Genomic DNA, 16,869 nt, shown 5'->3' with positions numbered 1-16,869 from the left:
AAAAGTAAGCAGTTATATTTATTTTTATAATTATTATTATAAAAAATAAAATTAAAATCAGATACAAATACAAGCAAATAAATACAGACACAGACAGAGACAAACAGATAGGCAAACAACACACGGGGAGGACATAAAGTCCCTCCTCCGTGTGTTGTTTGCGGGGTACAGGTAGCGAAGCGACCTAGGGGCGAAGTCCCTTTTACTTGATTAATTAAGTAACACAACAGTCCCAAAGATTTTTTAAAGAAATTTGACAAAAGAAAAATAATTAAATATAGTTAAATTATGTATATTAAATACATAAAAATAAAAAAAGAAAGGAATAATATATTTATGAATATAAAAAAATTATTAAGTTTAATCGGAGCAACGGCTATAACAGCAAGTGGAGGAGTGTCATTAATGGCAATGAGTCCATATCCTTCTTTTTCAAGTAGTAGCATCATTAATAAAAATGCTACTATAGATTTTAATACAAAGGATTTTTGTATTAAACATTCTATTCTTGAAGATGAATTATTATTTGACTGTAAAATTAATTTTACAGAAGAATTAGGTATTAATTCTTTAGATGAATTAAAAGAAAATTTTACTGGTTTTTATTTTAAAAATTTTAATATGTTTTTCTCTGTTTTAGACCAAGATTTAAATCAAGATACATATAAAGTTATTTTTCAAAAACCTAACGGATATTATCATTTTATTAGTCTTTCAGATAAAGAAAAAGATAACTTTAATTTAAAATTTTATAAATATAATCCAAATATAAATTATGAGGTAGAAATTATTTATAATTTAAATTTTATAGAAAAAAATGGTAACTTTTATTTGAATATGTCCTTTAGAGTAGAAGGATATTCAGAAAATAATAATTCAATTAAATTATTTATAGAACCAGAAAAAATACTAACTTTTATAAAAAATGTTTAGTTTTATAAATATTAATTTTAAAAAATGTATCGTGTATATTCAAGTTCCAAATTTATATCTCTTGTTAATTTGATGATAACATCATTTAAAATAAATGCAACTATTTTTTAAAAAATTAAAATATTTTATAAATATAACTTAATTTAATCATATTTAAGCACACTAAAAAGGATTTATTAAGAATTTTAATAAATTTATTTAATATTTTGTAAAAACATTTCTTTTGCACTTATTCAATTTAAACAGGGCCGTAATTTTTCATTAATTACATCATTAATTACTCAATTTAATCGTTTCTGACTAACTTTATTAAAATCAGTTCTCCTATGAAATCAATGTCTCAATTCACTATTCATATATTCAATTAAAGGTTTTTGACGAGGTTTACCAGCTTCACAAAAATATACTTGTGTTTCAACAAACATTTCTATTTTTCTTCATTTATAAAATTCTCTTCCTCTATCAGTTATTACGCCTTTTATTTTACCCATTAAATTATTTACTTTAACTAATTCTTTAAACTTTTTAAAAACCTCATTAGCAGTATGATTTTCTAATTTTATTGCAAAATATTTTCTACTTGATTGTTCTACTAAAACTAAAAGAAAAGATTGATGATTTTTACCAACCACCGTATCCATTTCAAATCATCCAAAATTAGAAAGTTTATTTTCAATATCTCAAATTGATTTAAAATTAGTTAATTTACCACGATTATCAACTTTTCCTTTTGTTTTATATTTTTTACCACGATGTCGCAAATTCTGTTTTAAAAAACCATAAAAACCTAAACGAATTCATTTATACAATGTTTTAACACAGGCAGGAAATTTAACACCAAATTTTAAAAAATAACGATAAATTAATTCTCTTGGAGAATCATGATATTTATTAAATCTAATTTGAATAAAATTAATCTGTTCTTCTGTAAATTCAGGTAGTTTTTTAATACATTTTTTTCGTTTTTTATAATAATCTTTATGTGCTACAACTGCTGTATAATCTTCTATTTTTTTAAATCTATTAATTTCTCTTTTAACAGTATTAATATCTCTTCCCGTTTGCCTTGATATTTCAGATAAATTAATTGTTCCATTTTTCTTTTTACAAGCATTAGAAGATAATAAATCTTTAAAAAATCTTCGTTCATCAAATTTTACATGTGTATAATCTTTCATATATTGTATCTCCAATCTTTTAAAGTTATTTATACACTATTTTTTAAAAAACTATTGACAATTATTTTTAAAGTTATAAAATTAAAGTATAAAAAGTTTCAAATTTGTATCTCTAAAAACTTGTTTTACAAAAAAGACTTGAAAAAGTCTTTTTTTAATTTTAAAATAAATATAATAAAAATAATATTAAGTTCTTTAATACATTTTGCTACGTTTTTAGTTCTTGATAAGTTTGTTATTACTCTTTTATTTAAACATTATGATTAAATAATAGCAATTTTAATATGCAAAAAGGAGTAAAAAATGAAAGAATTTAATCCAAAAACAGCAAGTTTAGCAACTTTTTATCGTAAAATAGAGCAATTTTGAGAAAATAAATCATCTGATAAACCATATACTTTAAATGATTTAACCAATGAATTCAATCTTTCTCGTCATTGAAGACAAGAAATTTATCGGAGCGAAAAGATAGTTCCTTTGCTTGAACGACAAGTTGATAAAATTGAAAGTGAATTAATTAAAGCAATGGTTAAAACACCTGATGGAGTAAAAACATATTGACAACGAGCATTTAATTATAAATATTCACTACAAGAAAAACAATTAGAACAAGAATTAAACTTAAATAATCAACAGCCAATAATAGTTAATTTACAAACTGATATTAGAGATATTAAAAAAGAGAGTGATAATGATGCTTAATCATTTTACTTATTTGTTAGAAACTCCTTATTGGTTATTACAAAATAGTAGTATTGGTAATAAATATCCCTTTGCTAAAAAATATGAATTAGTTAATGAAATTAATCAAATTGGAACACGATATAGTGGTAAGACTATTTCAAATATTAAAATGTTTGGTGAATTATTAAAAATTAGTTTATTAATTAAACAACGAATTTGTATCATTGCTAGCATGTATTGGAGTAAAGATTTAAAAGATAGTGTATTTCAAAATATATGAAATATGTTAGATGAAAATCATATTCCTTATACTATTAATTTATCAAATTTTACTTTTACTTTATCAAATGGTAGCAAAATATATTGTAAAGGTTTACATTCACCAAGTCGAAAAGAAAAATTAAAAGCTTTTGCTGATTTGAATAAATATAAATTAGTTATTGATTGAAGAGAAGAATGTGACCAATTTCAACAAAAAGATTTAAGTGATTTAGAATTTGCTATTCGTGGTTATCAAAATAAAATAACAATTAATACTTGTAATCTTGAAAGTTTAAAAAGATATATTGTTGGTTATTGTAATGAATTATTACCTTTTAATGAAGAAATAATGCGTAGTAAATATGAACAAATTAAATACATCGAAAAATGAAATATGAAGATTATTATTCATTATTCTAGTTGAAGACTTAATTATGAATTACCACAAGATAAAGTTAATGAACAATTAAGATTAGAACAATTAGATATTGAAAGAGCAAGAGTATGAAGTTGAGGTTTACCAGGTAATACTAGTGGTTCAATTTTTGCAAGATATATTTATATTATGCAAGCAACAGATATTATTCAACCAACAAAATTATTGGGTGGAGTTGACTTAGCAAACTCTACTAGTCCAAAAGGACATACAACAGCAGCTATTTTTTGACTATATAATTTATTTGATAAAAAAGCATATAAAGTCGCAGAATATACTCATTCAAATGCTACACAACAATTTAAAGGACCATTAGAACAAGTAAAAGATATTTTAGAGTTTTATAATAATCAATTAAATCAATATTTTAATTTAATACAACAAGGTATATCAATTAATGTTGATGATAGTGCTTATGCAATATTATAAAGTTTAAATCGAGAAAAATATAATTATAGTTTTGGTCAATATATGACATTTAAACCAGCACAAAAACAAAAATTTAAAGTAAAGCATCGTATTGAAGCATTTACAATGTTAATAAATACTAATCAATTAAAATGATTATGAGAAAAATGTCCTGTAAGTAAAAATCAATATGAATTAATTCAATGAGAAGATAAAGAAGATTCAAGGGAAGAAAGAATGCTAGACTTATATGATGATACATTTGATAGTTATTTTTATGCTTTACACTTTGAATTAATACCAATGGTTAAACATAATAATTCACCAGATTATAAATTATGGCAACAAAGGGAGTGAATAACTTAATGAAAAAAGATATTTATGTAATACATGATGAGCGTGTAATAAATGCAAAAAGACCATATATGTCTGTTTGTGGACAAGTTAAAAAAAGACTTTGTCAAGAATTAAAAAAAGATAATATTGCAATATGTAAATTAAATTTATATAACGAATATATTAAAAAATATAAAAAAGTTAAAGTATGTGTAAAAGTTTTATCAAATGAACCTAGTTTATTAACTGTAAATATAATTAATTATGGACTTATTTTAAAATTAAAGGAGCAAAATAATAATGAATAATAGTACATACCCTTCTTTACCAAACTTAAATGATATTAATAGTGTTTTAAAATATTATAATTATGATTGAACAATTAATTTAGCAAATATTATTGCTCGCCATCAAATGCGTTTAGTAAATGGTAAAGATATATTATTTAAGTCTCATCGTAAAGACATTTTAGAAAAATTAAATTGATGATATGAAACTTATAAAATAAAAGAGAAATTAGATAAAAATGAATTAACAGCAAGTTTAATGGGTAAAACTATTTTTGGTTTATCAGAAACTAGTGATGGTAATATTGATTTATGAATTAATCCATTTAACTTTACTTCAAGAGTAAGTAAAATAAATGAAATTGAACAAGGTGCTGATATTTGATTAAATTATCATCAATCAGATAGTGGTTTTATTTTAAATTTAATTTGTACTAAAGATAAAATAATTATTAAAGGTTGACCTAAAAATAATGAAGTAGTTGTTGGTCAAAGTAAAACAGAAATTAAAGATGATGTTAAACCTATTTTAGTACAAGAATTTAAAAATAAATTAGGTATTATTCCTTTTTGAGAAATGATAAATGAACCTAATCCATTATTTTTATCAACATCAACTACATTAAATCCATGACCTACAATGTCAAATTGTTATAAATTACAATTTGATTTAGAAGATAGTTTTAATATTAAATCAAAAGAAAGATATGCAAATCGTACACACTGATATGGTCAATTAGATGATAATTTAATGACTGCTTATAATAATGGTAATAAAAAAGTATTACAAGATGTATTTGGTGATATTTTTATTCAATCAGGTCAAACAGCAGCAGATGGAACATCATCTCAATCTTTACAAGTAGTACAAGGTACACCAATTTTAGAAACATATACACAAGACTAAAAATCTATTATTGAACAAGTATATATAGCATCTAATTTTTCTAGTCCTTTTGGCGATGCTTCAGATAGTGAAGAAAATAAAACACAATCATTAATAAAAAAAACAAAAGACTTAGAAAAACAAGCATATTTACAATCATATCGTAAACAATATTATACTAAGATGTTTGATATTGTTTTAAAATATTATGGTTTATGAGATGGTAATGGTGAACGGCCTTATGGTTTTGATTTTGTTAGTGCTAGTTTAGTTGACCAAATGCGACAAAATGAATTAATTACTGCTAGATTTAGACAATGGAACAATGGAACCAATAAGAGCAATTACTGAATATGATAATATTGATGAATTAGAAGCAACTAAATATTATGAAAAAATTGAAAAATGACAAGATAAAATGCAAACCAAAGAAATAGAACATAATAATAAATTACTAGAATATGATGAAACTGGTAATAATCAAAATGCCTTACAAGGTAGAACAGAAATTAAGGAGGATTAAAAAATGAGTAGAATTAACCCAGGTGTTATGGAAGAATTAAGAAGACAAGCCCATGATACTTTAATAGATATTAGAGAAAATATACGAGATAATAGACATTGAATGGTATTTCCTTTTAATGTTTATAGTTCATATATTCCTGATACAGAAACAGGCTGAAAACCTAATAATGCAAAACCAAGTGATTATGGTAGTTATTCACGCATATTTGATAATATGGAAAGTACGATTGCTCAATGACAAGGTAGTTTAAAAATAGTTCAAAAATATAAAGGTAAAGAAATTAATATTTTAAATATTGATGATTTTAAAAAGCAACCAGTTGACTCAACAATATGAGCCAATTAAGGAAACACCTTTTGCGATAAAATTAAAAGATGAAAATGAAAATAATTATTGAAAATTAATTGATGGTGAAAATATTTATGATATTAATAGAATGTTAGAATATTTAAAACAATATAAATTAAGTTATTTTATAAATAATGATAATAAAGCAGATAATTTTTATACAAAAGAAGTTAAAGTTGGTAAATATTGAGATGCTTATATGATTGATGATAGAAGTTCAATTCAATTTGGTGAAGCCAAATTTGAACAAGTATTTACTCAGCAATCAACAGAAAGACAATATACTTTATTAATTTTAGATGAAGATTCTGAAAAATTAAATATTAATGATTATTATAATTTTTATACTGTATTTAATGACCGTGGTTTAAATATTGGTGGTGGTGATATTAATTCTGCCCCACAAGATAGACAATGATTATATCCATCAAATGTTATTAATTATTATTCACCTTATGATGGTAGTTTTTTATGACAAGAAATTACTTTTTCAAGTATTAATGACAAAATTAGTCATAGTGGTTTATCAGTACGACAATTTATACAAACAAGTGCTCCTGGTGAAGGTTATTGTTTTCCTAAAATAACTTATGATGAAAAACTAAATAAAGGTATTGTTGAATTAGATAATATTTTATTAAAAGACCCTGGTGTTAGAGCAATGGCAGTTAAATTTTATGGTAATCCTATTTTATTTGATATGCTTGTTATTGGTCGACCAATTATTAAAGGTGAATTTAATAAAAAAGTAATGAATTCTCGTGATTTATTAATGTATAACATGTATCCTGCTCCACCTGATAAAATAAATACTTATGCATTACCCGAAGTAAGTTGATATAATATTTAAGGTATACAACCAACAATTATTACTGGTTATAAAGATTGAAAAGAACATATACAATCAATGTCTGATTTTTGAATTGAAAAAAATAATGAAGGTATGGTAATAACTGATAAAACAACATCAACTGCAACTAATCCAACCGTTGGAACAACTATTAATGAAGAAGGTGCAAATTCTAAACCTTATTGGTCTAAACATTGAAAAATAACACCACCAGCAAAAGTAAAAGTAAATAGTGGTAATGTTGATAATATAATTAGTACACATAATTAGTACACAAGCATCATCATATTTTAGAAGAAAAGATGAATTTGGTAATACAGTAGGACAAGTTCAAATTGAATATAATAAAATGGGCTCATGTAATATTTGAGATATTTTAAATATGAATAATTTTATTAATCGTCAAATTACTACATTACCTTTAAACTATACACAAAAATTAGTATTTAATCCTTTTACTATTCCTGCTGTTGGTAAATTCTTAAATTTTGTTTCATTTGGTATTCCATGAGATTGAATTGGTAATTTAACAATTACTCAAGATGATAAATGACCTAATTTTCCATGACTTAATGGGTTTATGAGTGGCGCTAATGTTTATAGTTTTTATAATGATGCTTTTTGAGGGTCTAAATCTGCTGCTGCTGGTTATTTACCTTTTGAAATATTTAGAGAACAAGGTAATGATAAAATTGGTGCTTTAATTGGTGCTAATGCTACTAGTTTTAGTTTTACAACTTTATTAACTGATAAATTTAAAGGTACTGTTTTAAATAAAGATTGTACACCAACTAGTGAATTAGTTTATTCAACTTATAATTTAAAACAATTAAATAAAAAAACTAATAGAGTTTATTTAATTAATGAACAAACCAAAGCAGTTGATGCTCAAACACCAGTTAGTGATAGTGAAAAAGATAATGATTTAGAATTTTTACAAACACCAAATGGTGTAAATTGTAGTTATATATCAGTGATTGTTGAAGCAAAGTTATCACATTATTATTGGAGTATTTCACCATACAGAATGAGCAAAAGAATTACAACAACAATTTCCTGAACAAACAATTGTTTCTTTATCATATGATTTGTCTGTTCCCGAAAATTGTTATGCTTTATTTGAAGAAATAAAACAGTATCATATTGTTTTATTTATTAATAATGCTGGTTTTGGGAAAAAAGGTCTTTTTATAACAATTCCTTTAGCAGATGAATTAAAAATGATTAATCTAAATATTAAAGCAGTCCATATTTTAACTAAACTTTTTACGCAATATTTTATTGAGCAGAAAAAAGGGCAAATTATTAATATTTCTTTCCTTATATGCTTTAGCATATATTTTAAGTTTATCTGTTGCTATTAATAATGAATTAAAGAAAACAAAATTACCAGTTCGTGTAGTTACTATTTGTATTGGAGCCACACAAAAACTGCGTTTTTTAAAAATTCTGATTTTAAAAATAAAAAAACCTTGCCAGGTTTAATGTCATTAGAACGATTTATTAAAAAATTTTTACCAAAAGCATTAAGAATAAAAAGAAAAAAATATTTAATTATTGGTTAAAAAAATCGTTCTTTGAAACGTTTATTTCGTATTATTCCACAAAAATCTACATTAAATTATACATATTTAATTCAAACTAAAGATTAAAATTTTATATATGGATTAATTTATGCCATAAATTAGAAATTCTTTCGGATTAAAAAATATATTTTAAAATTATTGTTAACCCCCTTGATTTTTTTTTTTTTTTTTAATAACATAAAAGATATTTCGAATATATATGATATTAAAATATATATAAGATATTTGGGGTATAGTTATTTTTAAAAGGATGGATTTAAAGACTATGAAAAAGCTATTAGCAATGTTGGGAGTTGCAATTTTTAGTGTGGTTAGTGTTGGTTCTGTTATTAGTTGTAAAAATGCTTTAAACAATAATCACGATAATAATGAAAATGAAATTGACTATAATGGAGATTTAAAAATTTTAAATGATATAACAAAAGCAGCATCAAATGAGATTCAAAAATACACAGCAGAAAAAACTTTAATTGATACTAATTCTTACTCAAATATTGATTTTGAAAACTTATTTTCAATGGTAATAAATGATCACCAAAAGGAAATATTAGAGGAAGAAGATGATAAGGTTGCACCATTTTTAGCAACTCTTAAAACTGGTTTTATGGCAGTTTTTAATAATATTAATCAAGAAATTACTAATAAATATTTAAACTATTATCCAAATAGTTTTCCGCTGAATATTGAAGCAGATAGTGTAAACTTTATTTTAAATTTTATTGATATTGAAAAATTAGGTAAACTAGCATATATTAATACGGAAGGTTTAAAAGCTGTTCGTTTAGATTTTAAATTTAATGTTAACATCAAATTTAAAAAATTAGAAACAGTTGTACCATTTTTAATTCAATATACTATTACCAATGATATTGATAAAATGCAAAAAATTTTAAAAGCAGTAGTAGAACAAATATCAAAGTCAATCATTAAATTTTTTAATGAGAAGATGTCCGATGATATTATTGTTGATAAAAATGAAACTTTCAAAAGTATTTATGATAATTTTGATTTAAATTATGCTTATGATCACAGTATGTTAGATACAATTGTCCAAAAAGAATTAGAAAAAGGATTAAAAGAAGATGATACGTTGGGAGAACTTGGAGAAAATATCACTTATGCTAGTGATGAAAAAATCTTAATTTTATTAAATTCAATTATTAATCCAGATACAAACGGTGTGATACCAGTCTTGCCATATGATGAAAAATATTCCTGGGTTAATACTGGGTATGCTCCAGACAAATTAACACCTGAAAATTTCTTAGAATTTTATGGTGAAAAATTAAATATTTTAACTGCTTCAACTGCTGAAAAATTACAGTTAGGACAGTTTAAAATTAATTTAGCAAAAATTTTAGTTGCTGGATTACCGTTATCAGGAATTTCAGTAAATGACAATAAACCAATTTATATTAATGTAGGAATAACACGAGCAGGAATGATCAAAAAGATTGAGAACTTTGGACGAATTATTGCTGCGTTTTATAAATATTTCCAAATTACATGAGATATTATTGTTCATATGGAAGGGGTTATTTTCTTACCAATTAAAAAATGAGAAACATTAAATAATCAATTTGCAAAAAATCCTGATTTATCGCTTCAAACAATTTGAAACAATTATTTAAGAGAATTTAAGGAACAACCTGAAATTAAAATTTTACCTGATATTGAAAAGTTCTGAGTTACAGCTCATAACAAATTTAATGTTGACATTGGTACAGATCGTGCATTTACTTGACATTATGGATGATATAATGAACTTAAATTTCGTTTTGGTGTTAATCAAACAACGAATAATATTTATTATACACCTTGACCAATTGATAAATATCGAATTTCGTTTAAACCAGAAGACTATGTTTATCCATCATCATAAGATGTTAATTATGATAGGTTAAGAACAATAAAGTTTACTTTATTGTTTTTTATTTATAAATTATTGAATTATGTAAAATGAAGTGCAACAAATTTTTATTAATTTAATTAAATAATATAATAAAAATTTGTTGCACTTCATTTTACATAATTCAATAATATTTTACCCAATAAAACAATAACTTATGATCCTACTAATACTACTAATACTATTGAAAAAAATAAATATTCAATGAAAGATTTAATTAAAGAGCCTAATTTAGTTGAGATTCCATCTAATTCAATAAATGATATTCGTAATGCGCTATATTATAAAAATCCGACTTTAAATCAAGTTTTAATAAACCTTGGAAATATTAACAGACAATAATGAAACAACATTACATAGAGTATTAAAAGAAAAAAAACATTATGCTAAATATTGATTGAATTAAGTTTCAAGATATTAAGAAAGATTATGCTGTTATAGTGCCTGATTCTAGTAAAAAAGATAATAATTATATTGGAAGAAGAATTAAAGTATTTTTTAAATTAATCTAAATTTTGTAAATTTGTTTTAAAAAAATTATATTAATTAAAAGTAATAATGCAGTGTTTATCATATTATACATTAGTACTTTTTTTAAAAAATGTCCTTGTTTTTTTTCTTAAAAAAAGTTATAAATAGAGTAAGCAGTTGTATTGTTATAAAAATTTATTTACCAAAATTTTATCAAAAAGATGGATATATAAATTATCAAAATAATATTATAAATTTTGTTTATTAAATAATATAGTTAAAAGAATCAGGGAATTAACTAGAAGTTAAACGATAATTAGAAGTTTATTATTTTCGTGTTTTCAAATTTTATTATTCTGAATATATAACACATAATTTTACTACTTGATTTAAAAAAATATTATTTTTAAATATTTAAGAAATAAGATAAAACTATGAAATCATTATTTCTTAAATCTATTAATTATTAATAGTTAGTAATTCCTTTTATATTATCTATTTTTACAAAACTATAAACAATAATTTTAAAGTAAACGAAATAATATAATAACTAGTTAGCACTAATCAAAATGTTAATTAAGAAAATATGATATTTTAGAAATTATTAAAAATTGATTTAAATACTAAAACAAAAAAGAAAGTCATTTAAGTTTCTAACCTTTGTATAATTCTATTATCTCTTAATCATTTTTGTTGCTAATTAAATTGGTACAAGTAAATTTTTAGCAATTGCGGTATTAAAACCATCTTAGTTTTATTACTAAGTTATCACAAAATAAAATTATAAATTTAGTAATAAAATAAAATTAAATTTAGTAACAAAAAAAGTATTACTCCCTATTGGACTTAAATAATATTTCTAACTTTTAAAAATAATAATAAATTTAAAAATTTCCTTTTAAAAATAGAAAAAATATTAATTTTCCATTCCCTTTATATATATAACTTCATATATAACTTCAGATAAGAAAGAAATAATATTTAAGTCCTTATTTTATATTGATTAATTTAATGTTTAAGAAAGGATAGAAAAAACATGAAGGTTACACCAATTATTTTAGGAACATTAGGAGCTATTAGTAGTGCAATACCTGCAATTAATACATTTAATACAAGTAAAAATCCAACTACCGTTGAAGTAAGTAGTATAAAATCAAATAGTGATAATTTATGAAATGATTCATTCCGTGATCAAATTGAAAATATTAAAAATAAACTTGATAATATGGATAGTTCACTTACTAATTCAAGCAAAATATTAGAAGATCTTAATCAAGAATCATCAATAATTTCAATGGATGATTTGCAAGAAATTTTTAATGCAATAATGGGTGAAAATGATAGAGAAGATATTATTGAAGAAACAATTCAAAGTGCTTTTGCAGAAGCGAGTTATGACAGTATTACCGTTGGAGAAACAATTGAAAGTGGTCTTTTAACTGGTTCATTAGGAACAGTTGTAACAGCATTAGGGTTAGCAACAGCCATTGCATTAGTAATATATGGTGGATATTATACTTACACAAATTGAGATGATATTAAATCTTTTTCAAATAAAGCTGTTAATAATGCTAAACATTATATTTCAACAACAACAGATTATTTAAAAAGTTAACTATCTTTTTAACATAACAATTTTTAAAACATGATAATTTTATATAAGAAAGGATAATTAAATATGAAAAAACTAATAGTTATTTTTGGGGCATTAGGACTTAGCATCAGTGGCTTAAATGGGGCATTAATGGCAATTCCTGCTTTAAATCCTTCAAATCAAACTGTATCACAAGAATTTATTATTAAAGATATTATGGGGGATATATCAAATTCAGAATTATTATCATCAAATATTTACCCGTTATTAAATTCAGATAAGAAACCATCTAAAGTTAAAACTAATTCTGGTTTTAAAATGTTGAAAAAATTTCAGAATTTTACTAAAAAAGTATATAAAGAATTTAAAGCAGATGCTAAAAGTCTTGTTAAGAATGGGAAAAAGATTAAACCGATTGAAAAAACTGTTGTAAACAAAATTGTTGCAACTGAAAAAATCATTGGTAAAAAAATTATCCCGCCTAAAGCTATTGAAACAGGGCTAGATAAAGTTGAAAAAATATCGGAAATTGGTATTAAAGATATTGTAAAAAGAAACCATGGGATTAAAAACTTTTTTACAAAAAAAAGTAATAAAGTAAAAAAAGTTGTTTTTAAAATATTTCCAAAAAAAGATGTTGTGAAGAATTTTAAAATTTTTCTAGAAACTCACGGTAAAAATATTAAGACAGGAATTAAAAAAGGACCACGAATATTAGGGCAAGTAGTAGGTCAATTTACTAATGGTTTAGTATGTTCTTTATTTGGACTTGCGCCAGGATCAATAAGAATAGCATTAGGTTCAGCAATCATTGGCGCAGTTGGCTACTATGCTTACAATCATCCTGATGAAGCAAAAAGTTTTGCTAGTTCAGTATTTGATACAACAAAGAATACTGCATCTTCAACGGTTCAGTTTTTAAAAACTTGATGACCATTTTAAGATTTTTATCTAAAAATAAATAAAAAAAGCAATTTATGAATAGGCATCGTGTACGATGAAGCGGCAAAAAAGCAACTCTTGTTAGAGTTGTTTTTTATTTGAAATAAAACAATTCCTAAAAGGAAGTAATTATAATTAAAGAACAAAAAATATGTGATGTTAATGATTGTTATCAAATAATATCATTCATTACTGAATAATTTTTATCAAATAAAGTTTTATGAATTTGTGAAAAACATAGAAATTTATTGAATAAAGTAAAAGAAAAAACACAAAAGTGGTTTTATAAACGCTTAGAAAATTCAAAAATTATCTTTGATTATGAAACTGGTTTGTTAAAAATTTGATTTTATAAAACTTAATGCAGAGTGGGACGTTTATTTAAAATAACTAAGTGCTTCCATAAGAACATGAGTTTATACTCATTCCCACAGCCGGCCGAGGCAAGTACTGAAATAATGTATGAGAAAAAAGGTAAATCGGGTCTGGATATTATTTTTAATAACTTGCGATAGTCGTGATAAGTTCAGGGTTAATATCAAACGACAATAAAAATAGAGATAGTAACTTTACAATTAAATCTGCGAAAGATTTACTTCTTAGAAATGGCGAGGGTTAAAACAACAAAACCAACATTTGGCTCTTCAAGGTGTGAGTAAATTTAATTTAAAAACTGAACGCTTTGATCTGAAAATGGTGCAAATGAAGAGAGACATATTTTCTGGCGTCAAACAAATAAAAATAGTTGTATATTTACAAAATACGAAATATAGAACAACAAATTAAGGAGGTAAAATGAAAAAATTAAATAAAACTTGTATTAAAAAAAGATATTGAGCATATTACTTTAAATGTAATCAAGAAAATAAATTAAATGAATTAATGCGTAAAAGTTACCTGGTTTCACAAGATGAAATTACTGATGAACATTGAGCATTAGGTAAAAAAAATTAGGATTAAAAAATCTATGAAATGTCAAAGAATTAATTGTAATAATAAAAATGCTTATTTTGGAAATAATTATATTGAAAAAATTGGTGATAAATTAGAGTGAAATTTAGGTTATAAAAAAGAAATTATATTATGTTAAGAACATTGATTACAAACTTATCAATTAGAAAATTTAATTATAAATAAAAAAATATGAGGAATTAAATTATGGAAAAAAGATACTTATTAGTAATGAAATATGAAAATGAAGTTATAACTAAATCATTTTATAAATTAGAAGAGGCAAAAATTACTGCTAATGTTGAAAATCAACAAGAATGATTAACAACTATTATTGATTTAGAAGATGAAAATATTAAATGACAAAGGATGTGAATAATATGTGAAAAGATGAAGATGGCAAAGTTTATACTGAAGAAGATTTATTTAATGAAGCATTAGAAGAATGCTTGCTATTCAGAAGAGAGTGCTTATTACTATATTGAAAAATTAATTATGGAAAAGAATTTGGAGGAATTATAAAATGAAAACATTACAATATATGATTAAAGATTTAACAGGAGTTACTGTTGAAGAACAAAAAATAAATGAATATTTAGATTTACAAGATGCTGATTTATTTTATGCTAAATTACAATATATTGTTTTACGTAGGGCTGATTTAAAAAATATTGAAATTACAAAAAACAATTAGAACAATTAACTTTTATTAAGGAGGAATAATAATGACTAAAATAATTAAAGAATTAATTATAAAAATAAAACAAGAAATTAAATTGTGTAATAGTTCTTTAGCATTAAGAACATTAGAAGATTTAATAAATAAATATGAAAATGAGCTTGTTGAAAAAGAAAGAAAAATTGATTTGTTATTAATAGCAAATAGAGAAATTACTTACTCAACTAAAAGTAGAGAATATAATCAACAACAATTATATAAAGAAGATTTTGAAATTATATATTGATGTAAAATTCACGATGTACCACATGTATTACCGGGCAATATTCAACTCCATACTCTTGCTCTTTCAATATCTAATTGTTTTAATCTTTCTATCTTATTTTTTCTTCTTGTGGTAATAAATAATTTAATCTTCAATTTGTATAATGAATAATAATTTTAATATTTCATTTTTAAATATACTTAATTTGCTCATATTTACTACGCATTATTTCTTCATTAAAAGGTAATAATTCATTACAATAACCAACAATATATCTTTTAAATTTTCAGGATTACAAGTATTAATTGTTATTTTATTTTGATAACCACGAATGGCAAACTCTAAATCACTTAAATCTTTTTGTTGAAATTGATCACATTCTTCTCTTCAATCAATAACTAATTTATATTTATTCAAATCAGCAAAAGCTTTTAATTTTTCTTTCCGACTTGGTGAATGTAAACCTTTACAATATATTTTGCTACCATTTGATAAAAAATAATTTATGACTGCTTACTTTTAATGTCTAATTTGACCTTTAAAACGTTTTACACAAACAAAAAAGACACAGATTATTAGTCCTAATCTATGTCTTATATTGAGATTTTTTTGATGTTTATTCTCGTGAAAATTATAACACTTTATAGGACTAGTACAAAGCATAATTTAATTTTTATGATTTTATTATATATCATATTTTCCTTTTTCCAACTATTCATTAAATTAATTTACATTTATTTAATCAATAATTAAAAAAATCCCAATCAACAAGATTCACACACATTTATTTATCGTGCATTTTGCTTAAATATCATTTGACAAGTCAATATTTAACAGTGATAGAGAAGCAACATTTTTATATTATTCTAACCATTATTATTTTGTTTAATTTTTATGTTAAATTATATATTGTAATTGTTTACTGATTAACACATTACACTAGATAAAAATTGTAAATTATAAGTATCTTGTAAATGCAGAAATTTATTATATTGAATAGGAGTTATTTTTATTGTTTTAGAAACTAATTTTTTATAAAATGACTTATCAATTTCTAAGACATCGTTAATATCTCAATTATCAATTAAATATCTTACTGCTTAATAAAAAGACCAAGTTTTAATCTTATCTCTTATTTGAATTATTTTAGAATAATGTTTTAAAGACATTGGTAAGTAAAACGATATAATATTTTTGTCTTTAAAGTTTTTATCAATTTTAAAAATTTCTTTATATTCAGCAATATTAATCTTTTTGCTACGGTCGTTCATATTATTTATTTACCACATTTCTATTTTTTAATAATATAATAATCAGACTTATAAATAGTGTTTATTTT

The 16,869-nt window shown here is 23.2% G+C and carries 27 protein-coding genes; 24 read left to right on the top strand and 3 right to left on the bottom strand.

What is annotated here, in order from left to right:
* The first annotated feature begins 336 nt into the window (after positions 1-336).
* Positions 337-933 (top strand): hypothetical protein, encoded by a 597-nt coding sequence (locus SKUN_RS05665; RefSeq protein WP_053391207.1) that lies wholly within the window; start codon positions 337-339, stop codon positions 931-933.
* 194 nt (positions 934-1,127) lie between these two features.
* On the opposite strand, the gene SKUN_RS05660 is transcribed toward SKUN_RS05665, so the two are convergent.
* On the bottom strand, positions 1,128-2,111 hold the full coding sequence (locus SKUN_RS05660) for an IS30 family transposase (RefSeq protein ID WP_053391206.1): 984 nt from the start codon (positions 2,109-2,111) through the stop codon (positions 1,128-1,130).
* A 303-nt stretch (positions 2,112-2,414) separates the two neighbouring features.
* Between SKUN_RS05660 and SKUN_RS05655 the strand changes: the two genes are divergently transcribed.
* The 23 genes from SKUN_RS05655 to SKUN_RS05585 all read left to right on the top strand — a co-directional run bounded on the left by SKUN_RS05655 (position 2,415) and on the right by SKUN_RS05585 (position 15,701).
* A complete protein-coding gene (locus tag SKUN_RS05655; RefSeq protein ID WP_053391205.1) occupies positions 2,415-2,813 on the top strand; it encodes a hypothetical protein in 399 nt (132 codons plus the stop codon).
* Positions 2,803-3,921: a PBSX family phage terminase large subunit gene (locus SKUN_RS05650; RefSeq protein WP_053391204.1), complete on the top strand. Its 1,119-nt coding sequence runs from the start codon at positions 2,803-2,805 to the stop codon at positions 3,919-3,921. Before SKUN_RS05655 ends, SKUN_RS05650 begins: the two co-directional genes overlap by 11 nt.
* A 42-nt stretch (positions 3,922-3,963) precedes the next feature.
* Positions 3,964-4,266: a hypothetical protein gene (locus SKUN_RS05645; protein WP_053391203.1), complete on the top strand. Its 303-nt coding sequence runs from the start codon at positions 3,964-3,966 to the stop codon at positions 4,264-4,266.
* The gene (locus SKUN_RS05640; protein ID WP_053391202.1) at positions 4,266-4,544 is read left to right on the top strand and encodes a hypothetical protein; all 279 of its coding nucleotides are present in this window, start codon (positions 4,266-4,268) and stop codon (positions 4,542-4,544) included. Before SKUN_RS05645 ends, SKUN_RS05640 begins: the two co-directional genes overlap by 1 nt.
* Positions 4,537-5,430, top strand: a complete 894-nt coding sequence (locus SKUN_RS05635) for a hypothetical protein (protein WP_053391201.1) — start codon at positions 4,537-4,539, stop codon at positions 5,428-5,430. Before SKUN_RS05640 ends, SKUN_RS05635 begins: the two co-directional genes overlap by 8 nt.
* A 162-nt stretch (positions 5,431-5,592) precedes the next feature.
* A complete protein-coding gene (locus SKUN_RS09395; protein WP_158500799.1) occupies positions 5,593-5,769 on the top strand; it encodes a hypothetical protein in 177 nt (58 codons plus the stop codon).
* Complete coding sequence (locus tag SKUN_RS05630) at positions 5,735-5,932, top strand: hypothetical protein (RefSeq protein WP_053391200.1); 198 nt, start codon at positions 5,735-5,737, stop codon at positions 5,930-5,932. The genes SKUN_RS09395 and SKUN_RS05630 overlap by 35 nt, the downstream gene beginning before the upstream one ends.
* 3 nt (positions 5,933-5,935) lie before the next feature.
* Positions 5,936-6,280, top strand: coding sequence for a hypothetical protein (locus SKUN_RS05625; RefSeq protein ID WP_053391199.1), 345 nt, complete (start codon positions 5,936-5,938; stop codon positions 6,278-6,280).
* The gene (locus SKUN_RS05620; protein WP_053391198.1) at positions 6,255-7,133 is read left to right on the top strand and encodes a hypothetical protein; all 879 of its coding nucleotides are present in this window, start codon (positions 6,255-6,257) and stop codon (positions 7,131-7,133) included. The genes SKUN_RS05625 and SKUN_RS05620 overlap by 26 nt, the downstream gene beginning before the upstream one ends.
* Positions 7,134-7,190: 57 nt before the next feature.
* On the top strand, positions 7,191-7,403 hold the full coding sequence (locus tag SKUN_RS05615; RefSeq protein ID WP_053391197.1) for a hypothetical protein: 213 nt from the start codon (positions 7,191-7,193) through the stop codon (positions 7,401-7,403).
* A 79-nt stretch (positions 7,404-7,482) separates the two neighbouring features.
* Positions 7,483-8,292, top strand: coding sequence for a hypothetical protein (locus SKUN_RS10810; RefSeq protein ID WP_235510980.1), 810 nt, complete (start codon positions 7,483-7,485; stop codon positions 8,290-8,292).
* A complete protein-coding gene (locus tag SKUN_RS10805) occupies positions 8,222-8,497 on the top strand; it encodes an SDR family NAD(P)-dependent oxidoreductase (protein WP_235510979.1) in 276 nt (91 codons plus the stop codon). The genes SKUN_RS10810 and SKUN_RS10805 overlap by 71 nt, the downstream gene beginning before the upstream one ends.
* Entirely contained in the window at positions 8,415-8,618 is a 204-nt protein-coding gene (locus tag SKUN_RS10800; RefSeq protein WP_235511394.1) for a hypothetical protein, read from the top strand. Before SKUN_RS10805 ends, SKUN_RS10800 begins: the two co-directional genes overlap by 83 nt.
* Before the next feature lie 366 nt (positions 8,619-8,984).
* Positions 8,985-10,601, top strand: a complete 1,617-nt coding sequence (locus SKUN_RS05605; RefSeq protein ID WP_053391196.1) for a hypothetical protein — start codon at positions 8,985-8,987, stop codon at positions 10,599-10,601.
* A gap of 231 nt (positions 10,602-10,832) precedes the next feature.
* The gene (locus tag SKUN_RS09390) at positions 10,833-10,970 is read left to right on the top strand and encodes a hypothetical protein (RefSeq protein ID WP_158500798.1); all 138 of its coding nucleotides are present in this window, start codon (positions 10,833-10,835) and stop codon (positions 10,968-10,970) included.
* Positions 10,971-11,011: 41 nt separating this feature from the next.
* Positions 11,012-11,140, top strand: coding sequence for a hypothetical protein (locus SKUN_RS11410; RefSeq protein ID WP_268794814.1), 129 nt, complete (start codon positions 11,012-11,014; stop codon positions 11,138-11,140).
* 995 nt (positions 11,141-12,135) lie between these two features.
* Positions 12,136-12,714 carry a hypothetical protein gene (locus tag SKUN_RS05600; RefSeq protein ID WP_053391195.1) on the top strand — a complete coding sequence of 193 codons (579 nt, stop codon included), beginning with the start codon at positions 12,136-12,138 and terminating at the stop codon, positions 12,712-12,714.
* A gap of 63 nt (positions 12,715-12,777) precedes the next feature.
* Entirely contained in the window at positions 12,778-13,635 is an 858-nt protein-coding gene (locus SKUN_RS05595) for a hypothetical protein (RefSeq protein ID WP_053391194.1), read from the top strand.
* A 795-nt stretch (positions 13,636-14,430) separates the two neighbouring features.
* Positions 14,431-14,589 (top strand): hypothetical protein, encoded by a 159-nt coding sequence (locus tag SKUN_RS09385; protein ID WP_158500797.1) that lies wholly within the window; start codon positions 14,431-14,433, stop codon positions 14,587-14,589.
* 13 nt (positions 14,590-14,602) lie between these two features.
* Entirely contained in the window at positions 14,603-14,725 is a 123-nt protein-coding gene (locus SKUN_RS11405; protein WP_268794813.1) for a hypothetical protein, read from the top strand.
* Positions 14,726-14,793: 68 nt separating this feature from the next.
* Positions 14,794-15,027 carry a hypothetical protein gene (locus SKUN_RS05590; RefSeq protein WP_053391193.1) on the top strand — a complete coding sequence of 78 codons (234 nt, stop codon included), beginning with the start codon at positions 14,794-14,796 and terminating at the stop codon, positions 15,025-15,027.
* An 82-nt stretch (positions 15,028-15,109) separates the two neighbouring features.
* The gene (locus SKUN_RS08885) at positions 15,110-15,280 is read left to right on the top strand and encodes a pentapeptide repeat-containing protein (protein ID WP_144416776.1); all 171 of its coding nucleotides are present in this window, start codon (positions 15,110-15,112) and stop codon (positions 15,278-15,280) included.
* A gap of 31 nt (positions 15,281-15,311) precedes the next feature.
* Positions 15,312-15,701: a hypothetical protein gene (locus SKUN_RS05585; protein WP_053391192.1), complete on the top strand. Its 390-nt coding sequence runs from the start codon at positions 15,312-15,314 to the stop codon at positions 15,699-15,701.
* Between the two features lie 54 nt (positions 15,702-15,755).
* Here SKUN_RS05585 and SKUN_RS05580 read toward each other — a convergent pair whose 3' ends face one another.
* Both SKUN_RS05580 and SKUN_RS09380 read right to left on the bottom strand, forming a co-directional pair.
* Positions 15,756-15,947 (bottom strand): hypothetical protein, encoded by a 192-nt coding sequence (locus SKUN_RS05580; RefSeq protein ID WP_053391191.1) that lies wholly within the window; start codon positions 15,945-15,947, stop codon positions 15,756-15,758.
* A gap of 683 nt (positions 15,948-16,630) precedes the next feature.
* Positions 16,631-16,801 carry a hypothetical protein gene (locus SKUN_RS09380; protein WP_158500796.1) on the bottom strand — a complete coding sequence of 57 codons (171 nt, stop codon included), beginning with the start codon at positions 16,799-16,801 and terminating at the stop codon, positions 16,631-16,633.
* Positions 16,802-16,869: the final 68 nt, after the last annotated feature.

The sequence above is a fragment of the Spiroplasma kunkelii CR2-3x genome (genome assembly GCF_001274875.1).
In the GTDB taxonomy this organism is placed as follows: Bacteria; Bacillota_I; Bacilli_A; order Mycoplasmatales; family Mycoplasmataceae; genus Spiroplasma; species Spiroplasma kunkelii.
The sequence above is the reverse complement of the archived record's forward strand: the minus strand, read 5'-3'. Positions and strand labels throughout refer to the sequence as shown.